This window comes from Lysinibacillus sp. NPDC097195 (assembly GCF_044762075.1).
Classification (GTDB): domain Bacteria; phylum Bacillota; class Bacilli; order Bacillales_A; family Planococcaceae; genus Lysinibacillus.
Map to the genome: position 1 here is coordinate 770,347 of NZ_JBIWDP010000001.1, position 21,107 is coordinate 791,453.

Annotated in this window: 23 protein-coding genes; 16 read left to right on the plus strand and 7 right to left on the minus strand. The window is 38.6% G+C overall.

Features of this window, described 5'->3' with window-relative positions; translation table 11 throughout:
* Positions 1-4 precede the first annotated feature (4 nt).
* The gene (locus tag ACIQXI_RS03890; RefSeq protein WP_402921820.1) at positions 5-322 is read left to right on the plus strand and encodes a DUF3784 domain-containing protein; all 318 of its coding nucleotides are present in this window, start codon (positions 5-7) and stop codon (positions 320-322) included.
* Between the two features lie 86 nt (positions 323-408).
* Here ACIQXI_RS03890 and ACIQXI_RS03895 read toward each other — a convergent pair whose 3' ends face one another.
* Complete coding sequence (locus ACIQXI_RS03895; protein ID WP_402921822.1) at positions 409-993, minus strand: GNAT family N-acetyltransferase; 585 nt, start codon at positions 991-993, stop codon at positions 409-411.
* 194 nt (positions 994-1,187) lie between these two features.
* Between ACIQXI_RS03895 and ACIQXI_RS03900 the strand changes: the two genes are divergently transcribed.
* The 4 genes from ACIQXI_RS03900 (at position 1,188) to ACIQXI_RS03915 (ending at position 4,122) form a co-directional block, all read left to right on the plus strand.
* The gene (locus tag ACIQXI_RS03900) at positions 1,188-2,849 is read left to right on the plus strand and encodes a sensor domain-containing diguanylate cyclase (RefSeq protein ID WP_402921823.1); all 1,662 of its coding nucleotides are present in this window, start codon (positions 1,188-1,190) and stop codon (positions 2,847-2,849) included.
* Between the two features lie 90 nt (positions 2,850-2,939).
* The gene (locus tag ACIQXI_RS03905) at positions 2,940-3,092 is read left to right on the plus strand and encodes a YpzG family protein (protein ID WP_402921825.1); all 153 of its coding nucleotides are present in this window, start codon (positions 2,940-2,942) and stop codon (positions 3,090-3,092) included.
* A gap of 135 nt (positions 3,093-3,227) precedes the next feature.
* Positions 3,228-3,743, plus strand: a complete 516-nt coding sequence (locus tag ACIQXI_RS03910) for a GNAT family N-acetyltransferase (RefSeq protein ID WP_402921826.1) — start codon at positions 3,228-3,230, stop codon at positions 3,741-3,743.
* Positions 3,744-3,771: 28 nt separating this feature from the next.
* Positions 3,772-4,122 carry a cupin domain-containing protein gene (locus ACIQXI_RS03915; RefSeq protein WP_402921828.1) on the plus strand — a complete coding sequence of 117 codons (351 nt, stop codon included), beginning with the start codon at positions 3,772-3,774 and terminating at the stop codon, positions 4,120-4,122.
* A gap of 4 nt (positions 4,123-4,126) precedes the next feature.
* Here the strand turns inward: ACIQXI_RS03915 and ACIQXI_RS03920 are convergent, their stop codons facing one another.
* Positions 4,127-4,600, minus strand: coding sequence for a GNAT family N-acetyltransferase (locus tag ACIQXI_RS03920; RefSeq protein ID WP_402925651.1), 474 nt, complete (start codon positions 4,598-4,600; stop codon positions 4,127-4,129).
* A 90-nt stretch (positions 4,601-4,690) separates the two neighbouring features.
* Between ACIQXI_RS03920 and ACIQXI_RS03925 the strand changes: the two genes are divergently transcribed.
* Both ACIQXI_RS03925 and ACIQXI_RS03930 read left to right on the plus strand, forming a co-directional pair.
* Positions 4,691-5,125, plus strand: coding sequence for an NUDIX hydrolase (locus tag ACIQXI_RS03925; protein ID WP_402921830.1), 435 nt, complete (start codon positions 4,691-4,693; stop codon positions 5,123-5,125).
* A 75-nt stretch (positions 5,126-5,200) separates the two neighbouring features.
* Complete coding sequence (locus ACIQXI_RS03930; protein ID WP_402921832.1) at positions 5,201-6,001, plus strand: alpha/beta fold hydrolase; 801 nt, start codon at positions 5,201-5,203, stop codon at positions 5,999-6,001.
* A 112-nt stretch (positions 6,002-6,113) separates the two neighbouring features.
* On the opposite strand, the gene ACIQXI_RS03935 is transcribed toward ACIQXI_RS03930, so the two are convergent.
* The 3 genes from ACIQXI_RS03935 to mscL form a co-directional block, all read right to left on the minus strand.
* On the minus strand, positions 6,114-7,274 hold the full coding sequence (locus ACIQXI_RS03935) for an aminotransferase class I/II-fold pyridoxal phosphate-dependent enzyme (protein WP_402921834.1): 1,161 nt from the start codon (positions 7,272-7,274) through the stop codon (positions 6,114-6,116).
* Positions 7,275-7,277: 3 nt separating this feature from the next.
* Positions 7,278-8,393 (minus strand): methionine biosynthesis PLP-dependent protein, encoded by a 1,116-nt coding sequence (locus ACIQXI_RS03940; RefSeq protein ID WP_402921836.1) that lies wholly within the window; start codon positions 8,391-8,393, stop codon positions 7,278-7,280.
* Between the two features lie 339 nt (positions 8,394-8,732).
* On the minus strand, positions 8,733-9,122 hold the full coding sequence (gene mscL, locus ACIQXI_RS03945; RefSeq protein ID WP_402921838.1) for a large conductance mechanosensitive channel protein MscL: 390 nt from the start codon (positions 9,120-9,122) through the stop codon (positions 8,733-8,735).
* Positions 9,123-9,294: 172 nt separating this feature from the next.
* Between mscL and ACIQXI_RS03950 the strand changes: the two genes are divergently transcribed.
* The 6 genes from ACIQXI_RS03950 to ACIQXI_RS03975 all read left to right on the plus strand — a co-directional run bounded on the left by ACIQXI_RS03950 (position 9,295) and on the right by ACIQXI_RS03975 (position 15,123).
* Positions 9,295-9,993 carry a lytic transglycosylase domain-containing protein gene (locus ACIQXI_RS03950; RefSeq protein WP_402921840.1) on the plus strand — a complete coding sequence of 233 codons (699 nt, stop codon included), beginning with the start codon at positions 9,295-9,297 and terminating at the stop codon, positions 9,991-9,993.
* A 324-nt stretch (positions 9,994-10,317) separates the two neighbouring features.
* Positions 10,318-11,094 (plus strand): ABC transporter ATP-binding protein, encoded by a 777-nt coding sequence (locus ACIQXI_RS03955; RefSeq protein ID WP_402921842.1) that lies wholly within the window; start codon positions 10,318-10,320, stop codon positions 11,092-11,094.
* 16 nt (positions 11,095-11,110) lie between these two features.
* Positions 11,111-12,103 (plus strand): aliphatic sulfonate ABC transporter substrate-binding protein, encoded by a 993-nt coding sequence (locus ACIQXI_RS03960; protein WP_402921844.1) that lies wholly within the window; start codon positions 11,111-11,113, stop codon positions 12,101-12,103.
* Between the two features lie 19 nt (positions 12,104-12,122).
* Positions 12,123-12,950 (plus strand): ABC transporter permease, encoded by an 828-nt coding sequence (locus ACIQXI_RS03965; RefSeq protein ID WP_402921846.1) that lies wholly within the window; start codon positions 12,123-12,125, stop codon positions 12,948-12,950.
* A gap of 4 nt (positions 12,951-12,954) precedes the next feature.
* Complete coding sequence (locus tag ACIQXI_RS03970) at positions 12,955-13,767, plus strand: ABC transporter permease (RefSeq protein WP_402921848.1); 813 nt, start codon at positions 12,955-12,957, stop codon at positions 13,765-13,767.
* Between the two features lie 12 nt (positions 13,768-13,779).
* A complete protein-coding gene (locus tag ACIQXI_RS03975) occupies positions 13,780-15,123 on the plus strand; it encodes an LLM class flavin-dependent oxidoreductase (RefSeq protein WP_402921850.1) in 1,344 nt (447 codons plus the stop codon).
* A 78-nt stretch (positions 15,124-15,201) separates the two neighbouring features.
* On the opposite strand, the gene ACIQXI_RS03980 is transcribed toward ACIQXI_RS03975, so the two are convergent.
* Both ACIQXI_RS03980 and ACIQXI_RS03985 read right to left on the minus strand, forming a co-directional pair.
* Entirely contained in the window at positions 15,202-15,459 is a 258-nt protein-coding gene (locus tag ACIQXI_RS03980) for a GlsB/YeaQ/YmgE family stress response membrane protein (RefSeq protein WP_402921851.1), read from the minus strand.
* Positions 15,460-15,562: 103 nt separating this feature from the next.
* Positions 15,563-15,949: a cysteine hydrolase family protein gene (locus ACIQXI_RS03985; protein WP_402921853.1), complete on the minus strand. Its 387-nt coding sequence runs from the start codon at positions 15,947-15,949 to the stop codon at positions 15,563-15,565.
* Between the two features lie 415 nt (positions 15,950-16,364).
* Here ACIQXI_RS03985 and ACIQXI_RS03990 point away from each other — a divergent pair, with 415 nt between their 5' ends.
* The 3 genes from ACIQXI_RS03990 (at position 16,365) to ilvD (ending at position 20,897) form a co-directional block, all read left to right on the plus strand.
* Positions 16,365-17,540, plus strand: a complete 1,176-nt coding sequence (locus ACIQXI_RS03990) for an amino acid deaminase/aldolase (RefSeq protein ID WP_402921855.1) — start codon at positions 16,365-16,367, stop codon at positions 17,538-17,540.
* Positions 17,528-18,850 carry a D-arabinono-1,4-lactone oxidase gene (locus ACIQXI_RS03995; RefSeq protein WP_402921857.1) on the plus strand — a complete coding sequence of 441 codons (1,323 nt, stop codon included), beginning with the start codon at positions 17,528-17,530 and terminating at the stop codon, positions 18,848-18,850. Before ACIQXI_RS03990 ends, ACIQXI_RS03995 begins: the two co-directional genes overlap by 13 nt.
* Before the next feature lie 376 nt (positions 18,851-19,226).
* Positions 19,227-20,897, plus strand: coding sequence for a dihydroxy-acid dehydratase (gene ilvD / locus ACIQXI_RS04000; protein WP_402921859.1), 1,671 nt, complete (start codon positions 19,227-19,229; stop codon positions 20,895-20,897).
* Positions 20,898-21,107 lie beyond the last annotated feature (210 nt).

Consider the following 21,107-nt stretch of genomic DNA (forward strand, 5'->3'; position numbering starts at 1 on the left):
AAATATGGTAGAAACTATTGTACTTTTGTTTATTATGATTCCATTTCTAATTTTTGCCATCGTTTTATCGCAAGGTAAAGGTGCCTTCCTCATAGCAGGATATAACACAATGTCTGACAGTAAAAAAGCAACATATGATGAAAAAGCCCTTGCTAAATTTACAGGCAAAATCATGTATGGCTATTGTTTTTGTATACTGTTATGGGCTCTTGATGGGTTATTTCAAACAGAATGGCTTTTCATTATGGGTACAATTTTATTTGTTGGGCTTACGGTTTTTATGCTCATCTATGGCAACACTGGAAATCGCTTTAAAAAGTAAGTTAACAAAGACACAACGTAAGTCGCAATTATTGCGAGTATAACTTACGTTGTGCCTGTTAAATTAAGCCAAGGATTTAGGGAATTTCACATTAACTTTTTCTCAAAACAAAAACATTCATGTACTCTTGTAAAGCGTTCCTTCATTTTCTCTTGTTCTTTTCCAACATAATGGGCAAAAACCTGAATAGGGTACAATTCAGGTATTTCGGAGGTCACTGATTGTTTTAGTTCTTCACCATCAATAAACACTTGTAAATAGGAATTAACAATAGAAAACTGATTGCTTATGTACCAGTTGTTTACCCACTGATCATCTCTTGTCCAAGCTTCCAAACGATTTAACTTTTTCTCTTTTGCTCTTTTTTCTGCTTCTTGCAGTAACAGATGACCTATTCCCTTGCGTTGGTAGTCAGGATGTACAGCGATATGCCAAATCATGCCTCCTAAGCCTTCGCCTTGTGAACAAACTGTTTGCGGTTGTACTTCGTATTCAATATCTATTAAACCAATTATTTGTTCGTTCTCGATTGCAACGAGTTCAATGGCTGGCTGAGCGTAGGTCTCCTTTTTCTGAAGTACATTGTCAAAGTAAGCTGTATCCAAAAATGATAACACTCTACAACGCACCCAACCGATTTCATCATCTACTTGATAATCTCTAATTTCCATTGTTTCCTCCTATTCAAATTACATAGATAACCTAATTATAACAAATATTGTATAATTAGGTTAAGTAAATTTACTTTCCTAACTATTAACTTTCTCACTGTCATAACTATATTGTTATGGTATTTTTAATATGAATACTAAAAAATTTCCAATTAATTAGTAATTGTGGATAGTGCATTGTGGAGGGACAGGCTTTGAAAATAGTTAATAAGGTTCACTGGCAAAATACGATAAAAAATCAGCTTCGACGAGGGCATATAATGATTATTTTTATCATTAGTTTATGTATATTTATTCCGACAGTTTTTATCGAATATCGGCAAATGATTAACCATCAAAAAGAAGAAATAACCAACTACTTAGACGCCCAAAGTTATTTTTTTGAAAACTGGTTAATGGAGCGTTCAAAGGATATTTTTACAATCGCGAATTTACAGTTTGTTCAAGGCTATCAATTTGAAGAAACGCAGACTTTTTTTCAAGATTTTAAAAACCAATCTGTTTTTTCTGATTTAGTGTTTGTAAACAAAGAAGGGAAAGTACAGTTCGATACAGTGACAGAATATCAACAAAACGGCGTTGGTATGGATGTCAGTCAAAGAGATTATTTTCAAGTAGCAAAAAATATGAATGAGCAAACGATTACGGATGTCTTAATTAGTCGAGTTACGAATGAGCCAATTATTGCTATTGCCTCTCCCATTCTGGATGCGCAACATCAGTTTAATGGTATTATTTTTGGCACGATCAATTTTGCGACAATTGATTTGCTATTAAAAGAATCAAGAGTCGGTTTTCAAGGGCATGCTTATATTGTCAACCAAGATGGAACTTTATTAACAGATTTGGATACCGAGAAAGAAAATGTTGCATTAAGTGCTAACCATTTATTTGCGCAAAACATTGATGATCGTATACTGACGATAGCCCAATCAAATACAATTCAATCACCATTGCACACGTATAAAGATGCGAAGGGACAATGGGTATTAGCTAAAAGTAAGGAAATTAATCATGGTAAATGGTATATGATTTCGGAAGTCAATCTATTGGAAGCGTATACACCTTTAATAAAAAGGTTTGGCTTACTAGCGATTTGTATAATAGTAGGTACCTTTTTTACGATTAAAATTATGATGCTGTTAACGAAAAGAATGGAAGAGCCGATTCAACAGTTACTGCAAGGCGTTGGCAAGGTGGAGCAAGGTAACTACGATTATCAAATTAATGAAAAACAGGTAGCACGTTATGCCAAAGAATTTCAAGAATTATGTTTATCCTTTAATGAGATGAGTACGAAAGTGAAAGCAGATACCATTTTATTAAAGGAGCTATCTGTTACTTGTCAATTAACGAAACTATATAATCGGCGCTATTTAATCGAGCAAGGAGAGCATGTGTTTCAAAAGTGTAAAAGTGAAAATAATCACTGTTCTTGCATAGCTATAGATATTGATTTCTTTAAACATATTAATGATACGTATGGGCATCTAATTGGTGATGAAGTATTAAAGCATGTTGCTTCTATTATAAAAGATTCTGTCAGAAGAAAAGATATTACAACGAGATATGGCGGAGAGGAATTTGTTATATTGTCACCAACGACGACAGTGGAAAGTGCAGTGAAAATTGCTGAAAGAATCAGAAGAAATATTGAAGAATATCCATTTCAGATTGGCGAACAATTCATTCACATAACAGTAAGTGTTGGCATTGCTGAATTTACCATTGATAACGATATTTTAAACTTTTACGATCTAATTGACAAGGCAGATCAGGCACTTTACATTGCGAAAGACAGTGGGCGAAATATGCTAAAAATTTATGAAGGTGCTAATAACCTTGCTATCAATTAATTTGCTCATAAAAAATGTTTAATCATAAAAAAAATGACCATACTATCTTTGATTCACTTATGAAGTCTATAATGATGAGGAGGATGTCAAATGAGCAGGCCGGAACATTTAGACCCGAAATCTCAAAAAATCCACCGTAACTGGACAAGGATTAAGCGTTCAAAATCTCAAGTAAACGGTGAAACGGAGATTACTCTCCATAACCGTATTTTGAGAAGCGAAGCGAAAGCCCGACAGTTTTAATCATGCTAGAAGCAATAAGTGTCATCAAGCCCAGAACTTTTCTGGGCTTTTTTTGCATTTAGGAATTGTGCTATTACTTACCCAATTAATAGTTTTATAGTAAAATATAAGTAAAATCGTATTGGAGGAAAGGTGATGAATAGTCAAATTAACATGCGTGTCGCCTGTCTTGCTGACGCCCAACAAATGCTAGCCATTCAGCAGGAAGTTATCGCAGAAGAACAGTATTTACTGTCAACGATAGAAGAATTTCAGCAAACTATCGAAGGTCAGCAAGCATGGATTCAGACAAAACTGGCGAATGACCGAGAAACAATCCTGATTGCCGAATACAATGACGATATTGTAGGTTGGCTAGCATTTCAATCGCCAGAACGAAAACGTTTAGCGCATACAGGTAGCTTTGGTGTAATGGTGCGTAATGATTATCGAGGGCAAGGAATTGGAAAACGTTTGATTGAAGCGTTATTGACATGGGCGGTTGCTAATCCTCATATTGAGAAAGTTTGTTTAGGTGTATTTTCAACGAATGTAGGTGCTATGGCACTTTATCGCAAAATGGGTTTTATCGAAGAAGGTAGAAAGATAAATGAAATTAAAGTATCTGACAATCACTATGTTGATGATGTATTAATGTATAAAATGGTTTAACATATTCTCTACTAAAGGGGTTTGCAAAATGGAAATGTATAATTTTACAAAGAACGGCGCCAATGTGATTCGCCGATACAACTCATTGCATGCATTTTATTCAAAAATAATAAAAACGGTAGAACCGACAAGTATTGGTTTTATTTACATAGAAGCTGGTGGTGTTGTAGGTTTGCACGAAGCGCCAGTTCCACAATTATTTATTGTAATTGAGGGAGAAGGCTGGGTTTGTGATGAAAATGGAGGAAAACAACATGTCAAAAAAGGTGATGGTGTTTTTTGGAAGATGGGACAAGCTCATCAATCAGGAAGTGACAAAGGGTTAACAGCCCTTGTTATTGAATCAACACAAATTGATTTACCTAAAAACGAGGGCTAAACGTCTATTTATTTTTTGGTAATGCTAACGCCAATTTTAAAGTCTTTAAAATATGGCCGCCAAATAGCTCATCATATTCTTCTACTTGTTGGAAGCCCTTTGCAAAGTAGAATTGTCTACCTATTAAATTGTCTTTCTCAACACAAACCGTTAGAGAAACCACGCCTTGTAATTGTTGAATACCACTTTCCAGTAGAGCTGAGCCAATGCCTTTATGCTGATATGAAGGATGAAGATAAATAGCGAAGAGCTCAGCTTGTCCTGCGTTGACATTGGAGAAGTTCGCAAAGCCCACAATAGCATCACCAATCTGCGCAACTAAAAATGGGCTTTTTTGAAGACGTGTTTGTAAACGATCATCACTATAGGCGGCTTGCAAAAATTCCTCCTGAATTTGCTTCGGAATAATGCCTTCATAGGTCGCATACCAACTTAGCTGGGCAATTTTTTGTACAAAAGGGATGTCATCTTTATTCATTTGTCGTATAATGAGTGTCAAAACTAATCACCTGCAATTTCAATTATTTCTATATATTGTAACACTAATTGTAGTGAAGGGGATGGTGCCATGCAAGTTTTGGAAAAAGCATTTGGTTATATTACGAGACAATATGAGGGACGACGGCAAGTACTCGTTTTTGAGCAAAATACAGCTGGAGCTGGTATTCAAATCCCAAAAGGTACAGTTGAAGAAGGGGAAACACCACTTGAAGCTGTTATGCGAGAGATGGAGGAAGAAACTGGTTTAACCAATTTATGTGTACAAGGACTAATTGCACAGGATTATGCCGAGCACTATTCGGGTGCATTACAAAAACGTTATTTTTATCATTTAACATCTATTGACCTGCGTCACACATGGCAGCACAAGCCAACAGGTGTAAATGAGGCGAATTTGCTATTTACGCTGTATTGGATGGATGAAGAACAAATCGTTAAGCTTGCTCCTGGCCATGGAGATTATTTATATCGTATATTTTCAAGTGTCGCGCCTGAACACTAAGATCCCTCTTTGTTAAAAGTGGGATTTTTTTTCAGTATAGGGATGGGGTAGCTAAATCGAAAAGGAGGAAAAAAGTTGACGCTTTATTATGAAGAATATGGAGACAAAAATGCACCACTTATCGTTTTTTTACATGGGGGAGGTGTTAGTGGATGGATGTGGGAACAACAGGTAACCTTTTTTGCTCAACATTATCATTGTCTTGTTCCTGATTTGCCAGGTCATGGGACAAACAGTGGAGATTCCTATTTTTCAATGGAGGAAGCGGCAGTGCTTATCATAGATCTTATCGATAAGGTGGCTAACAACCGTAAAATAACCGTTATCGGTTTTTCATTAGGCGCACAAATTATTGTACAAGCATTAAGTATGAGGCCAAATTTAGTAGATACTGCAGTGATTATCAGTGCATTAGTAAGACCGATGCCCTCGGTTGTAAAATGGATAGCGCCAGCAATAAAGCTATCTTTCCCACTTATTTCTAATAGAACATTTTCTAAAATTCAGGCGCAGACACTTTACATCCCACAAGAAAAGTTTACACAGTATTATGAGGAAAGTTGCCGTATGTCTCAGCACGTGTTGATTAGTGTATTAAAGGAGAATATGTCATTTTCCATACCAGAAAACTTTTCAAATGTAACAACCGCCATGCTGGTTATGGTAGGAGAAAAAGAAAAAGCAATGATGAAGAAATCTGCAAACGACTTGGTCGATTGCAATGTGAATTGTGATGCCATGGTCATAGCGGATATCGGTCACGGTATTTCATTAGCCAATCCAACACTCTTTAATGATATTGTATACAATTGGTTGAGTGCCAGGCACACAAACAATTCAGAAAACAATGAGTGCCAGGCACACAAACAATTCTGACATTTGGCAGTCAAATAAATTAGTCGAAATGCACATAAAATAAGCCGCAACATCCTACGCTAATGCGAAGGGTTGCGGCAAAAGTGCCAGGCACCGAAACAATTTAGAATGTTTAAGCTTTGGCAGCGATTTCTAATGCTTGGGCAAAGTCGGCTATCAGATCATCCACATGCTCCAAACCTACTGAAAATCTTAATAGTCCATCTGTAATACCACGTTTGATACGCTCTTCAGGCTCCATCGCCGCATGACTCATTTTAGCAGGGTAGGAAAGGATAGACTCCACCCCACCGAGGGAAACAGCGAAAACAGGGATTGTCATTGCTTCCACTAATGCTTTTGCTGCTGCATAGTTTGGTAGGCGGAAGGACAATACTGCACCAGCACTTGTACATTGGTTTTGATGAATTGCATAACCTGGATGTGAAGCAAGACCTGGATAGTACACTTGTTCAACGAGCGGATTCGCATCTAAAAATTGTGCGATTTTTTGTGCCGATGCAGCAGAACGACTAAAACGTACATCTGTAGTTTTCATATTTTGCAGTAATGTGAAGCAATCTTGTACACCTAAAATATTACCAAAAGAATTTTGGATAAAATACAGGTCGTTACCTAATTGCTCATCTGCTGTCACTGTTAGACCTGCAATAATATCTGAGTGGCCAGATAAAAATTTCGTTGCACTATGGATAACCACATCTACACCTAAGTCAAGAGGACGTTGATGTAACGGCGTCATAAACGTATTATCTAAAAATGTTAAGCAGTGATGTTTTTTAGCTAGCGACACAACACCACGTATATCTGTAATGCCTAAAGTTGGATTTGATGGTGTTTCCATATAAAGTAACTTAGTAGCAGGCGTAATGGCTGCTTCAATCGCTGCTAAATCTGTAAAGTCTACAAATGTATGGCTAATACCAAAACGTGGTAAAACTTTAGAAACAAAGCGATATGTGCCACCATAGACATCTTCTGTAATAACGATATGATCGCCCTGGGATAATAACATTAATGCAGCCGAAACAGCTGCAATCCCAGAAGAGAAGGCATGTGCTCGAACGCCGCCTTCAAGCTCTGCAACGGCTTTCTCTAATGCATCACGTGTTGGGTTGCCAGAACGGGCATAGTCGTATTCACCGAACTCATCAATACTTTCTTGGTGAAATGTTGATGAAACGTACATCGGGACATTGACTGCACCTTTTTTATTTGCATAGCCATCACGCACACCAGCATGAATAAGCGCTGTTTCAATATGTTGCTTCATTATTTATGCCTCTTTTCTTAGCGTATCAAATACTTGTTTTAAATCTGCAATTAAATCTTCTGCTTCTTCAATTCCAACAGAGAAGCGAAGTAAACGATCGCAAACGCCGCGTTCTACACGTTCCTCGTAAGGCATATCGGCATGTGTTTGCGTCGCAGGGTACGTAATAAAGCTTTCAACGCCTCCAAGACTTTCCGCAAAAATAATTAACTTTAAGTTACGTAAGAATGGGTCAATCCATTCAGGTTTTTGCAGTCGGAAAGATAGCATACCACCTTTACCAGTGTAAAGAACATCTGCTACAAGCTCTTCTTCCTCTAAGTAAGCTGCGATTGCTTTAGCATTGGCATCATGCTGTTTTAAACGAAGATGCAATGTTTTTAAGCCACGTATTAATAACCAACAATCCATCGCACCAAGTACCATCCCACTGCCATTATGAATAAAACCGATACGCTCGGATAGCTCTGCACCTTTAGAAACAACTAGACCAGCTAAAACATCATTATGGCCACCAATATATTTAGTCGCAGAATGCAACACAATATCGGCACCTAGTTCAATTGGACGCTGGAAATAAGGCGTGTAAAATGTATTATCTACAATTAATAATGCACCGTGTTTATGGGCAAGTTCAGCATATATTTGAAGGTCGAATTCCTGCATTAGTGGGTTTGTCGGTGTTTCAATAAAGATAGCACGCGTATTATTATTGATTAACGCTTCTACCTGATCAACGGACTTAAATTTTGAATAAATTGGTTTAATATTGTATGTTTCGCTGAAAAAGCTGAAAAGTCGGTATGTACCACCGTATAAATCGTCTGGCACGATTAATTCATCACCAGGCTTAAACAGTGACATTACAAGCTGGATTGCAGCCATTCCTGAACTACAGGCAAAGCCAGCATCGCCACCTTCTAAATCAGCAATACCTGCTTCTAAAATCGCACGAGTTGGATTTTTTGTACGTGAATAATCAAAACCTGTTGATTCACCAATACCAGCATGTTTATAAGCAGTCGATAAATGAATTGGGGGACTGACAGCGCCAGTTTGCGGGTCACTTAAGTTTCCGAGTTGTACAAGTTTTGTTTCAATACTTCTGTTATTTGTCATGTCGTCACTCTTTTCTTCGTCATTAATATGGATATGGCAAGAGCCCATTGGAGACTCTATTACTTAATAGAATAAATGAATGAAATGCTGCTTTCCTTCAAGCTCAAAAAAACAGTATGCCATGAAGCTAAAGCTCATTTACTACCTTCTATTTTCTCTATAATTGTTACCAATTTAACATGGATAGTACAGAAGGACAAGATGATTTCAGAAAATTACATAGATTATTAAAATTAAATCATGTAGGAATAGTAGGGGATTTAGTTTTAGAATGGCTAGAACCGCATAAAAAAGGCTATAGAATATTCGCCTGTAACGAATGCTCTATAGCCTTGGCTATTATGCTTGTTGTTTTTGTAATAAATCTCGAATTTCTTTTAACAGTTCCTCTTTGGCATCAAGTACTGGCGTAGGTTCTTCTACAACAGCCTCTTCCTTTTTTCGCGTAAATTTAGTCATAAGACGCATTGCTAAGAAAATGGCAAATGCGATAATTAAAAAGTCAATGATCGACTGTAAAAATACACCTAACTTCACTTGTGCTTTTCCAGCACCAAACATAAAGCTCTCTGTTAAATCAATGCCACCTGTTAAAACACCTACTAACGGCATAATAATATTTTCTACTAAGGAGGTAACAATTTTACCGAATGCACCGCCGATAACAACTGCAATCGCTAAATCAATTATGTTGCCTTTCATAGCAAATTCTTTAAAGTCTTTCCACATAACCTAAATCCTCCTATAATTATCCAATAAAACAATCAAATTGTATTCTACTATATTTTCCGCTTGTTATTCAACTATAAACATAGTGAAAAGGTAAATAGAAAAAAATGTACAACATAAAACGGTAAATTTGGTAATATGGAAATAGACAAAGAATGATTAGGTGTGACTTATGGCGAAAAAGAAACAAAAAAAACCACTGCTATCACCAGCTGTGAAGATGGGGATGATTGCATTATTAATTCCCGTAGCAATAACTGTGTATGTTCTTACCTTTTTTGCGTGGAAAGAGCTCCAAACATTACCGATATTTGAAAAGCTTGCGCAGCAAAAGGCAATTGAAGAAATACAGCAAAATTTTGATATGAATATCCCGGAGCAATATATCCCTGTATACATAGCGGCTGAAGAAAAATATGGCGTTCCGTGGACATTGTTAGCGGCACATCATCGTATAGAGACGCGCTTCTCCTCCATGAAATCCCTAGTATCCCCGGCGGGTGCTATCGGACATATGCAATTTATGCCGTGTACGTTTGTAGGTTGGAAGCATCCGACTTGCTCAGGATTAGGCAAGGGGAATATTACGGATGCAGAGCTTATGAACCCTGCCATCATCAAAAAATATGGCGGCTATGGCGTAGATGCCAATGGAGACGGAGTAGCTGATCCCTATGATATTGAAGATGCAGTTTTTAGTGCAGCAAATTATTTATCAAGGTATGGCGCGGCAAAAGGCGATGTCAAACGGGCGGTATTTAATTATAATCATAGCGAAGAATACGTTAACAATGTCCTACATTATTATCAGATGTATAATGATTATCACGATGAATTAAAAACGGCAGTGCTATTAAATGAGAAAAAATAATAAAAGTGTAACGCGCATGAGCAGTTATACGACCGAGTTTAGTGTTCGATGGCCAGTTACCAATCGAACACTTTTTGCTTTTTTAGCACAAGGGGAGACGACAACAAATAAAAACTATTGACTTTTTTCTGAATAATTAATATCATCTTTATAAGTTTACTTGGTATTTTAAAAACTACTGTTGTCATTAATTCCAAGTAAATCCATAAACTAAATAACAATAGAACTTTTCTTAACGAAAAGCTGACTAGTAAAAACTAGAGGCCCTTAAGTATTTATTTACTTAAGGGTTTTATTTTGTTCAACAGTAAAGGAGGAAGGAAAGTGAGAGAACGGGCACTCGTCATTGAGCAGTTAAATAAAATGTTTATTACGCAACATGAGCACATTGTGGCATTACGAGATGTCGACTTGCATGTCAAACAAGGAGAATTTATAACGGTCATTGGGCCAAGTGGATGTGGAAAAAGTACTCTTCTAAAAATAGTGGCAGGGCTTGATGTTGACTATGTCGGTAAAGTGGAGCTAAATGGCCAACCGATTACAGGACCTAGTTTAGAGAAAGGCTTTATTTTTCAAGAACCGCGATTATTCCCTTGGTTAACGGTAGAAAAAAATATTGCGGGCGACCAATCATTGAAGGACCCGAATGTGCGTGCCAGCGTTCAAGCACTGATTCAGTTAGTGAAGCTTGAAGGATTTGAAAAAGCTTATCCTAAAGAGCTTTCAGGTGGCATGGCACAGCGTGTCTCGATTGCACGGGCATTACTACGAAACCCTGCTATTTTACTACTAGATGAACCTTTTGGTGCATTGGACGCCTTCACACGATCCCATATGCAAGAAGTATTGTTAAATATTTGGGAAACAAACAAGACGACAATGATTTTTGTGACACATGATTTAGACGAAGCGGTCTTTTTAGGCCAACGAGTAGTCGTGATGAATCCAAGACCTGGTCATATTAAAGCTGTTTTATCGATTGACTTAACTTTTCCACGCAAGCGTTCATCCTTAGGCTTTCAGGAGATGCGTCGGGCGGTGTTAAATGAGTTTGAAAAAGTGGAAGAACAATCGTACACGATAGGCGCTGGAATTTAAAAGGGGATGAATGAAGATGAAAAAACAATGGAAAGTGTTTGCATTATTACTAACGCTAGTTGTTTTTCTAATTGGCTGTGCAAAACATGAGTCAGCTGCGGAAGAGTCGGCAAATAGCAAAGAAATCGTTGTTAAAATTGGCGTTCAAGGAAGTGGTGGTCTATTCGGTAAAGCACAGGAAGAAAGGCTATTTGAAAAGGCTTTTGCCCCATATGGAGCAACCGTTGAATGGGTTGAGTTTCAAAGTGGACCGCCGATGACCGAAGCCATTGCATCCAATAAGTTAGACTTTGCAGGGCTAGGAAATATGCCGATTATTGCAGCACAAGCAGCAGGCATTCCTTTTACCGTTATTTCACAAGTACTAGAAGGTAAGAAAAATGTAGGTGTAGTTGTAAATTCAGCCAATGGCATAACAAACTTGCACGATTTAATGGGCAAAAAAGTGGCAGTTGGCAAAGGAACAAATGCCTATGACTTTTTATTACGTGGGCTTAAGAAAGAGGGGCTGAATCCAGAAAAACTAGAATTAATTAATTTAAATCCAGATGAAGCACAGGCAGCTTTTGATGCTGGTAGTATCGATGCCTGGGCAGTTTGGGAACCGTATTTAACAATCAATACATTATCAGGAAAAGGTACGATTATTGCAGATGGTGAGAAGCTGGATTTATTGTCACCTTCTTATCAAATTGTTCGTACAGCATTTGCAGAGCAACACGCGGATTTAGTTGTGGCCTATTTAAAGACATACAATGAGTTACTGCAATGGGAGTTGGACAATGAAGAAGAAGCGGTGAATCGTTATGCTACAGAACGTAAGTTGTCAGTGACATTAATAGAAGAGACGCGAAAACGTGCGCGTGGTATAAGTATTCCAGTAAGTGATGAAGTCATCGAGGAGCACCAAAATACCGCAGATTTTCAATATAAAATAGGCACAATTAGAAAAGCAATAAAGGTTAAGGATGTATTTGATAATCACTATATAGAAGAAGCATTGAAGTAATGGAAAGGAGTTGCCTAGGGTGGAAGCGACCATTGAGAAAAGTATCCAAGAAACACGCAAGAAACAGCGACTAAATTCGCACGCACAACTTCGAAAGCTAGTTTTGGGCTCGATTTTACCAATTGGGCTACTCATTGTTTGGGAAATTGCTGGACGCAATGCGTATTTAAATCCATTACTTTTATCGATGCCTTCTGATATTGTGCTGGAGTTTATCTATTTGGTGCAACATGGGAACTTGTTAGGGCATCTACAAATATCAACTTGGCGTGCATTAGGAGGTTTTGTTTTAGGGGGAGGGCTAGGATTGCTAGCTGGGATTTTAGTAGGCTTCTCCTATCTGTCGGAAAGGCTACTTAATCCTTCAATCCAAATGCTTAGAATGTTACCACATTTAGCTATTGCTCCATTATTTATTTTATGGTTTGGCTTTGGGGAAACTTCCAAGCTGCTGTTAATAGCGAAAGGGTCATTTTTCCCACTTTACGTCAATACATTTTTGGGCATACGTTCGATAGACCGAAAATTACTGGAAGTGGCAAATATACTGCAATTTAGTAGGTGGCACTTATTGACGAAGGTCATTGTACCCTCTGCCCTGCCAAACATCTTATTAGGGATTCGTTTATCGTTAGGTATTGCCTGGCTAGGATTAGTCGTAGCCGAAATGATGGGCTCAACATCTGGTATTGGGTTTTTAATCAATGATGCACGTGCAATGGCCATGATACCAACAGTCTTTGTCGGCATTATGATTTTTGCGGCACTCGGTAAACTATCGGATTCACTGATTTTATGGATAGAACGTAAATGTTTACGTTGGCAGCAAAATTTTAAAGGAGGATGAATGGATGGCAGTTGTACACAATGAGCAAAATTATACCCGAAAGCAAACACACACATGCCACTGGATGAATATGATTGTCCCATGGATTGTTCCGGTGCTCGTCCTACTTCTATGGCAAACTATTGGAAGTTTAGGTTTTGTCGAAGAACATATCTTACCGACACCCATCAAAATAGCAACAACGTTTGCAACGTTACTTGGCAATGGGGAACTCTTATATCACTTTGCTGTCAGTGGGCAACGGGTGTTCATAGGATTTGTGCTTGGGGCAGGAACAGGCATTATACTTGGTGTCTTAACAGGTTTTAGCCGACTTGTGCAAGAAGTGATTGATCCTAGTTTGCAAATGCTTCGTACCGTCCCTTTGCTTGCGTTAATACCATTATTTATATTGTGGTTTGGTTTGGGTGAATTTGGAAAAGTGCTAATGATTGCACTTGGCGCATTTTTCCCAGTCTATGTGAACTTCTTTTTAGGAATCCGGTTAGTTGATGAAAAGTTAATGGAAGTGGCAAAGATATTACAGTTTTCGTTTTGGCAAACGATAACTAAAGTTATGTTGCCATCAGCACTCCCGAATATTTTACTAGGTTTGCGTTTAGCACTGGGGACTTCCTGGTTAGTGCTTGTAGTGAGCGAAATGATGGGAACAAGTGCAGGGCTTGGCTATATGATTCAAGATGCGCGTGCATATGCGCAAACAGATATTGTGTTCGTTGGCCTTTTAATGTTTGCATTGTTAGGGAAATGTTCAGATTCACTCGTCTATGCGCTAGAACGGAAAAGCTTAAAATGGCGAGATACTTTCAAAGGATAAGAGGGATATATTATGGTGAAAAGAGCAGGACAATTACGATTAGGGGCTTTTATTTACTACAGCGGCCATCATAGCGCAAGTTGGCGCCATCCAGCAGCACGGAGCAACGAAATTTTTTCTGTCGATTTATATAAAGATTTAGCGCAGACAGCAGAACGTGGGAAATTCGACATGATGTTTTTAGCGGACTTATTATATGCAATGAATGTTGAAAAGGCAGCTTCAGGAATGCTTGATCCAGTCACGCTACTTTCAGCAATTTCGACTTCTACAACAAAATTAGGACTAACTGCTACAGTTTCTACGACATATAATCAGCCCTATAATGTGGCGCGACGATATGCGACATTAGACCATATAAGTAAAGGGCGTGCTGCCTGGAATATCGTGACATCTCAACTGGATATTGAGGCACAAAACTATGGAAAAGATAAGCATCCTGATCATGCCCTCCGTTATGAAATGGCTGAAGAATTTGTTGATCTTGTCACGGAGTTATGGGATAGCTGGGAGGATGATGCCATTGCATTAGATAAAGAAAATGGCTTATTTGCTCATGCGCAGAAAGTAAAAGAAGTTAATTACAAAGGACGCTGGTACAGCTCGAAAGGTCCATTAAATGTACCTCGACCTCCCCAAGGATATCCAGTGCTTGTGGTAGCAGGGTCATCAGAAGCGGGCAAAGATTTTGCAGCGAAAACAGGTGAAGTGGTCTTTACTGCACAGCAGTCTCTTGAATCGGCACAACAGTTTTATCGAAGCATTCATGAAAAATTAGCTGCTCAGGGGCGCCAGGAGAATAGTATAAAAATTATGCCAGGGATTTCACCAATTGTTGCACGAACGGAAGAAGAGGCTTGGGCAAAGCATGCGCAATTGCAAAATCTTATTACGGAACAAGATGCGGTCACGGCTGTTGCGGGCTTTTTAGGATTTGACTTAACAAGTTTTGATCCACATGGGCCTTTACCTGAAAACTTGCCTGATGTAGCTGCGGCATCAAATGGTATGAAAAGTCGTGTCCAATTATTCATTGATACGGCTAGAACGGAGAACTTATCTATTGTGGAGTTAGGACGTAAAATGCTAGGAGCTCGTGGACATTTACAATTTGTCGGCACACCTGAGCAGTTAGCAGATTTATTGGAACTTTGGTTTAATGAATATGCTTGTGATGGTTTTAATATTATGCCACCAGTCCTTCCTGTTGGATTGGACGATTTTGTAGATTTAGTGATTCCTGTTCTTCAGGAGCGGGGGTTGTTTCGTAAAGAGTATGAAGGAAATACTTTGCGAGAACATCTTGGCTTAGAGCGACCATTGTATCAGCATTTTAAAAAATTGCAGTCTATTTAACGATGGATGTTTAGTTGAAATACTGATATAAATAATACAAAAAGAGCCATCGCTTTTAGATGGCTCTTTTATACATAATTAAGTAGCTTTACGCATACCCTTTAAAATAAGACTCACAATGAAGATAAGTACGATTGCTCCAATTAATGCTGGGAATACGTAGAAATCACTGACTTTCCAACCCCAGTTTCCTAAAACCATACTACCTATCCAAGAACCGATAATCCCGGCAATGATATTACCAATAATGCCTCCAGGAATATCTTTTCCTAAAATGACGCCAGCTAACCAACCTAAAATTCCTCCGATGATTAAATACCAAATGAAACTGATCATAATGATTCATCTCCTCAAAGTTAAGATATAATGGCATTACTTAGTTATATCCTGTTTGAAGATAATTAAACCTGAATCGCTCTTTTTTTATGCGTTGCTTTTGTTATTTCACTACTTTTGCACCTAACGTATGTTCAAAATGGCGTAAAGCCCATTCATGACCTGCTGCGTCAAAACTAGCGACAGCATTTGCATAAATAACAGTGGAAATGCCCAAATTATAAGCATCGACAAGTGTGCCTCGAATATTATGAGGAGGAAAAAGCTTTGTTTCTGGATGAAACGGATCATTTTCTTCATGTAAGTCGTTAGCGAAAACGACTAAATGTTGTTCAGCAATGAATTGTTCAATTAGTGCTGTAATAGGTGCATCAAGTAATTGTCCTGGTTCCCCACATGTTAATTTACCGTCTGAAGCTACAAAATCATTCGTGTAATCAATCACAAGTAATGCTGCTTTTTTCAATTTATTGTCCACTCCTTTTAACATCATTATGCTCTTATGATGCCATATTTGGTTTTGGTTGTCAGAAAAATAGTCCTATTTTAATATTAAGAATAGTTTGAAAAATGACGGAAGTGCGCGTATAATGTGAAAAAAAGAAGAGGTGATAGTTTATGAATATGACTGTTATGAAACGTTTAGATCGCCAAGGTTTTCTTATCGCAGCGCTACATTTAGTAGTGGTAATAAATTTAGCTATGGAATTCGTATATGCATCGTAAACTCTTAAAAATACAATAGAAAGGTGAGTATAATGCTTGACCTATCCTAAAACAACCGTGAAGGCAATTTCGTCGTAGTCCACGGTTGTTTTTTGTTGTCTATAAATAAAATTTTGCTCTCATTAAGAGGAAGTTTTTTAAAATAATCAAATATATAAATTAGATGAGGGGGGGATAAAATGACGACAAGATTTCAACAAGCATTCAAAGGATTAGAGCGTCCATTTGCCTGGCTTGATCTAGACGCACTGGATCACAATATTAGCATGGTTCAGCAAGCATGCGCACAGAAAAAAATCCGCATTGCTACCAAATCGATTCGGTCTGTGGAGGTGCTGCAATATTTACAGCAAAACCTCTCGAATCTAGCAGGTTTTATGACATTTACTGCTGCCGAAACATTATTTTTACTGGAACAGCAATTTGATGATATGTTAATTGGCTATCCCATAATGGAAGAAATAGCGGTTCGACAGCTGTTACAGTTTGTCAAAGAAGGACGTACGGTCATTTTTATGGTTGATCGACCTGAACATATAGCGCTTTTAGAGAAATTAGGTGCTGAGCTTGAGGTGAAGGTATCCATTTGTATTGATATTAATGTATCGACTGATTTTAAAGTGCTTTATTTCGGTACGAGGCGCTCATCCCTGCATTCTCTCGAGTGCATCACACCTTTTTTATACTATATTAAAGAACAATCGCATATAGAAGTTGTAGGTGTGATGGGCTATGAAGCGCAAATAGCAGGCGTTGGGAATCGACCTGCAAGCGTTTTAAAAGGTAAGTTAATTGATTACATGCAAAAACAAGCAAAAAAACAAGTAACGCAGTTTCGTAGATTAGTTATTGCGCATATTAAAGCTTATTTTCCGCATGTGCGCTTTGTGAATGGCGGTGGTACGGGCAGCATGACGTACACAGCCAATCAAAAAGAAGTGACTGAAATCACAGTTGGTTCCGCATTTTATGCACCAGCACTTTTTGACCAGTATTCGCATTTGCAACTTGCTAAGGCAGCGGGTTTTGCACTGCGTGTTACACGCAAACCGACACCGCATATTGTGGTTTGTCATGGCGGAGGCTATCCGGCGTCTGGAGCGATGGCAACCGATCGTTATCCAGCTTTTTATGAGCCTGCTTATTTTTCATTGCTCAGCTTAGAAGGAGCAGGAGAAGTGCAGACGCCAATTAAAGTTACTGGGAAAGAGATAATAATAGGGGACACCATTTATTTTCGCCATGCAAAAGCAGGGGAATTATGCGAGAGATTTCCAGCACTTCATGCAATTAGGGGAGACGCTTATGTGGATAGTTTTGCAACCTATAGGGGGGACGGCCAATGTTTTCTATAGAAAAGTGGAAAAGTGGAGGCAAGTGGACAAATTGGGCAGGCAATGTCATTTCTTATCCAAGTGAGATGTATGTACCTCGCTCTATCGATGAAGTAATCAACGTCGTGGAACACGCGCGAGAATCCAAAAAAACCATCCGGGTGACAGGTGCTGCACATTCGTTTAGTGCGGTTGCTATGCCTGAGCATATTGCACTGTCATTACATAATATGCGAGGGCTGATTGCGATTGATGCTGAAAAACAAGAGGCGACATTCTGGGCAGGCACATATTTATACGAAATTGGACCACAGCTTGCTAAATATGGTTTTGCTCTTATCAATATGGGCGATATTCAAGAACAAACTATTGCAGGGGCTATTTCCACTGGTACACATGGAACAGGTGTGACGTTAGGCTCGCTATCGTCGGCAGTAACACGCTGGTGCTTTGTCGATGGCAAGGGCCAATTTAACGAACATAGTAGAGGTTCAGATGAATTATCCGAAACTCTCCATGTGTCACTCGGCATGCTTGGTGTACTAGTAAAAGTAACAATCAAAGTAATACCACTTTATAGCCTATACTATATCGGGACAAGGGATACGTTAACAAATGGCCTAGCGTCCTTTGCTCAAGATATCCGGCAGCATCGTCATGTGGAATGGTTTTACTTCCCTGCTAGCGAGACCATTCAAATTAAACGAATGAATGCAATGGCCCCCATCTATCAAAGTCAATGGAACAAATATGTGGAAAATATAAAACTGCAAATCGTAGAAAACGGTGCATTTTTTGCCATGTCGGAACTGTGTAAGTGGAGGCCATCTTTAAGTGGGGCGATGAGTAAATTAGCTGCTGCAAATGTGGTGGAGGCCGAGAAAATGGGGATTAGCTATGAAATTTTCCCTTCGCCTCGCAGTGTGAAATTCCAAGAAAGTGAGTATGCGATAGCATTACCACAATTTGAAGCATGTATGGAAGAAATTCATGCTACGTTTAAAAAAGGGCATTTGCATGTACATTTTCCTTTAGAATGTCGAACGACTGCAGGTGAAGCCGGTTATTTAAGTCCGACACAAGGAGAAGAATCTGCCTTTATTGCCTTCCATATGTATAAAGGAATGGCGGAGGAGCCCTATTTTACATGGGTTCATACGTTAATGCAAAAATATCAGGGCCGTCCACATTGGGGCAAACAAAATCATTTAACTGCCTCCCATGTCCATGCAATGTATCCAAATGTCGATAAGTTTTTAGCCATTCGAGCAAATTATGATCCGGACAACCTATTTTTCACACAGTACTTAAAAAAATTATTTATAGTGTAAAAACTCATCTTGCTCGTGATAAACTCTGTGATTATTTTGGAAAAGAATAATCGCTTTTACATTTAATTCATAACAAATATTTTATATAATAAAAAAATTTAAATTTGAACGAATTGTCAAAATTTAATCATTTCGAGATAAAACTGATGCTTAATCAGCATGTAAACGATTTCAAATTTAGCAGAGTATTTTAATTGTTTAAACAATTCAAAAAATACTGTTGACTTAGCCTAGTTATTCGTACTATGATAACAACAATTTAATACGTTCGTTCCACAATTAGCTGCCAACAAAGGCAATTAGCTAGAACTAAACAAAATAGACAGAACATTTTGTATATAAAAACGAACATAGCAATAAATGAGGGGCGTTTAATATGAGAAGTGACATGATTAAAGTCGGCGTAGATCGTGCGCCGCATCGAAGTCTTTTATATGCAACAGGCAAAGTAAAAGCTAAGGATTTAGGGAAACCATTTATTGGGGTTTGTAACTCTTATATTGACATTATTCCAGGTCATGTTCATTTACGTACTTTTGCTGATGTAGTGAAAGAAGCCATAATTGAAGCGGGTGGCATTCCATTCGAATTCAATACAATTGGTGTTGATGATGGGATTGCAATGGGACATATTGGTATGCGTTACTCCTTACCAAGCCGTGAAATTATCGCAGATTCAGCAGAAACTGTTATAAATGCACACTGGTTTGATGGCGTATTTTACATTCCAAACTGTGACAAAATTACACCTGGAATGTTAATGGCAGCTGTTCGCACAAACGTACCATCGATTTTTGTATCTGGTGGTCCAATGGAGGCGGGTACTTCTGCTACAGGTAAACAGCTTTCTTTAACTTCAGTTTTTGAAGGTGTGGGAGCTCATAAATCAGGTAACATGTCAGCTGAAGAGCTGTTAGATATTGAAAATAATGCATGTCCAACATGTGGTTCATGTTCAGGGATGTTCACAGCGAACTCGATGAACTGCTTAATGGAAATGCTAGGTGTAGCGCTTCCGGGCAATGGTACAATTGTTGCCACTTCTGAAGAGCGTCATAAACTGATTAAAGAAGCCGCTAAACAATTAGTGCGTATGATTAAAGAAGACGTTAAGCCACGTGACATTATTACAAAAGAAGCAATTGACGATGCATTTGCACTCGATATGGCAATGGGTGGTTCTACAAATACAGTTCTTCATACATTAGCCATCGCAAATGAAGCTGAAATCGACTATAACATTGAAGATATTAATAAAGTGGCAGAACGAGTACCGTATTTAGCAAAAATTATGCCAGCTTCAGATATTTCAATGGATGATATTAATAAAGCTGGTGGTGTAAGTGCCATCATCAATGAATTAGCATCGATTCCAGGCGCTATTCATCCAAATCGTCCGACGGTTGCAGGTGTGACAATGGGCGAACTAGTAAAAGATTATCAGATTACAAATGAGCAAGTTATTCGTACAAAAGACAATCCGTATAGCCCAGTTGGCGGTTTATCCGTATTATTCGGTAATATTGCACCAGATGGTTCCGTTATCAAGGTTGGTGCTGTAGATCCTTCTATAAAAGTGTTTACAGGGGAAGCCATTGTCTTTGAATCACAAGAGGCAGCGCAAGAAAATATCGATAACGGTACGGTTAAGGAAGGCCATGTCGTCGTCATTCGTTATGAAGGACCAAAAGGTGGCCCAGGGATGCCTGAAATGTTAGCACCAACATCCGCCATTCAAGGTCGTGGTCTTGGCACTAAAGTAGCGTTAATTACCGATGGTCGTTTCTCCGGTGCATCTCGCGGTATTTCCATCGGGCATATTTCGCCAGAAGCAGCAGAAGGCGGACCCATCGCTTTAGTTGAAAATGGTGACATTATTACGATTGATTTGCCAAATCGTACAATCAATTTAGAAGTTTCCGAGGAAGTATTGGCACAACGTCGTGCCAAACTACCAGTATTTGAACCGAAAATCAAACGCGGTTGGTTAGCAAGATATTCAAAACTAGTAACAAGCGCCTCAACAGGTGGCGTCATGAAAATTTAAGTTTAAAAATAAGATAAAACGTTGATGAGGTTAAAGGTTCTAGAGCCTTGTATCTACCAGAGAGCCGGTCGTGCTGGAAGCCGGCGATACAACTAGATCCGACATCCCCTCGGAGTGAACTATTAAACGCGTAACCGCCATTAGATAGTTCCGGGCATATTCGAAGTGCTCGTTATTAATGAATAAATGATTTATGACACCGTATTGGAT

Excerpts from the sequence above, each read along its gene's own strand:
- ACIQXI_RS03890 (WP_402921820.1), top strand. The coding sequence starts at position 5 with ATGGTAGAAACTATTGTACTTTTGTTTATTATGATTCCATTTCTAATT.
- ACIQXI_RS03895 (WP_402921822.1), bottom strand. The coding sequence starts at position 993 with ATGGAAATTAGAGATTATCAAGTAGATGATGAAATCGGTTGGGTGCGT.
- ACIQXI_RS03905 (WP_402921825.1), top strand. The coding sequence starts at position 2,940 with ATGAGCAGGCCGGAACATTTAGACCCGAAATCTCAAAAAATCCACCGT.
- ACIQXI_RS03910 (WP_402921826.1), top strand. The coding sequence starts at position 3,228 with ATGAATAGTCAAATTAACATGCGTGTCGCCTGTCTTGCTGACGCCCAA.
- ACIQXI_RS03915 (WP_402921828.1), top strand. The coding sequence starts at position 3,772 with ATGGAAATGTATAATTTTACAAAGAACGGCGCCAATGTGATTCGCCGA.
- ACIQXI_RS03920 (WP_402925651.1), bottom strand. The coding sequence starts at position 4,600 with ATGAATAAAGATGACATCCCTTTTGTACAAAAAATTGCCCAGCTAAGT.
- ACIQXI_RS03925 (WP_402921830.1), top strand. The coding sequence starts at position 4,691 with ATGCAAGTTTTGGAAAAAGCATTTGGTTATATTACGAGACAATATGAG.
- ACIQXI_RS03935 (WP_402921834.1), bottom strand. The coding sequence starts at position 7,274 with ATGAAGCAACATATTGAAACAGCGCTTATTCATGCTGGTGTGCGTGAT.
- ACIQXI_RS03940 (WP_402921836.1), bottom strand. The coding sequence starts at position 8,393 with ATGACAAATAACAGAAGTATTGAAACAAAACTTGTACAACTCGGAAAC.
- mscL (WP_402921838.1), bottom strand. The coding sequence starts at position 9,122 with ATGTGGAAAGACTTTAAAGAATTTGCTATGAAAGGCAACATAATTGAT.
- ACIQXI_RS03950 (WP_402921840.1), top strand. The coding sequence starts at position 9,295 with ATGGCGAAAAAGAAACAAAAAAAACCACTGCTATCACCAGCTGTGAAG.
- ACIQXI_RS03960 (WP_402921844.1), top strand. The coding sequence starts at position 11,111 with ATGAAAAAACAATGGAAAGTGTTTGCATTATTACTAACGCTAGTTGTT.
- ACIQXI_RS03970 (WP_402921848.1), top strand. The coding sequence starts at position 12,955 with ATGGCAGTTGTACACAATGAGCAAAATTATACCCGAAAGCAAACACAC.
- ACIQXI_RS03975 (WP_402921850.1), top strand. The coding sequence starts at position 13,780 with ATGGTGAAAAGAGCAGGACAATTACGATTAGGGGCTTTTATTTACTAC.
- ACIQXI_RS03980 (WP_402921851.1), bottom strand. The coding sequence starts at position 15,459 with ATGATCAGTTTCATTTGGTATTTAATCATCGGAGGAATTTTAGGTTGG.
- ACIQXI_RS03985 (WP_402921853.1), bottom strand. The coding sequence starts at position 15,949 with ATGTTAAAAGGAGTGGACAATAAATTGAAAAAAGCAGCATTACTTGTG.
- ACIQXI_RS03990 (WP_402921855.1), top strand. The coding sequence starts at position 16,365 with ATGACGACAAGATTTCAACAAGCATTCAAAGGATTAGAGCGTCCATTT.
- ACIQXI_RS03995 (WP_402921857.1), top strand. The coding sequence starts at position 17,528 with ATGTTTTCTATAGAAAAGTGGAAAAGTGGAGGCAAGTGGACAAATTGG.
- ilvD (WP_402921859.1), top strand. The coding sequence starts at position 19,227 with ATGAGAAGTGACATGATTAAAGTCGGCGTAGATCGTGCGCCGCATCGA.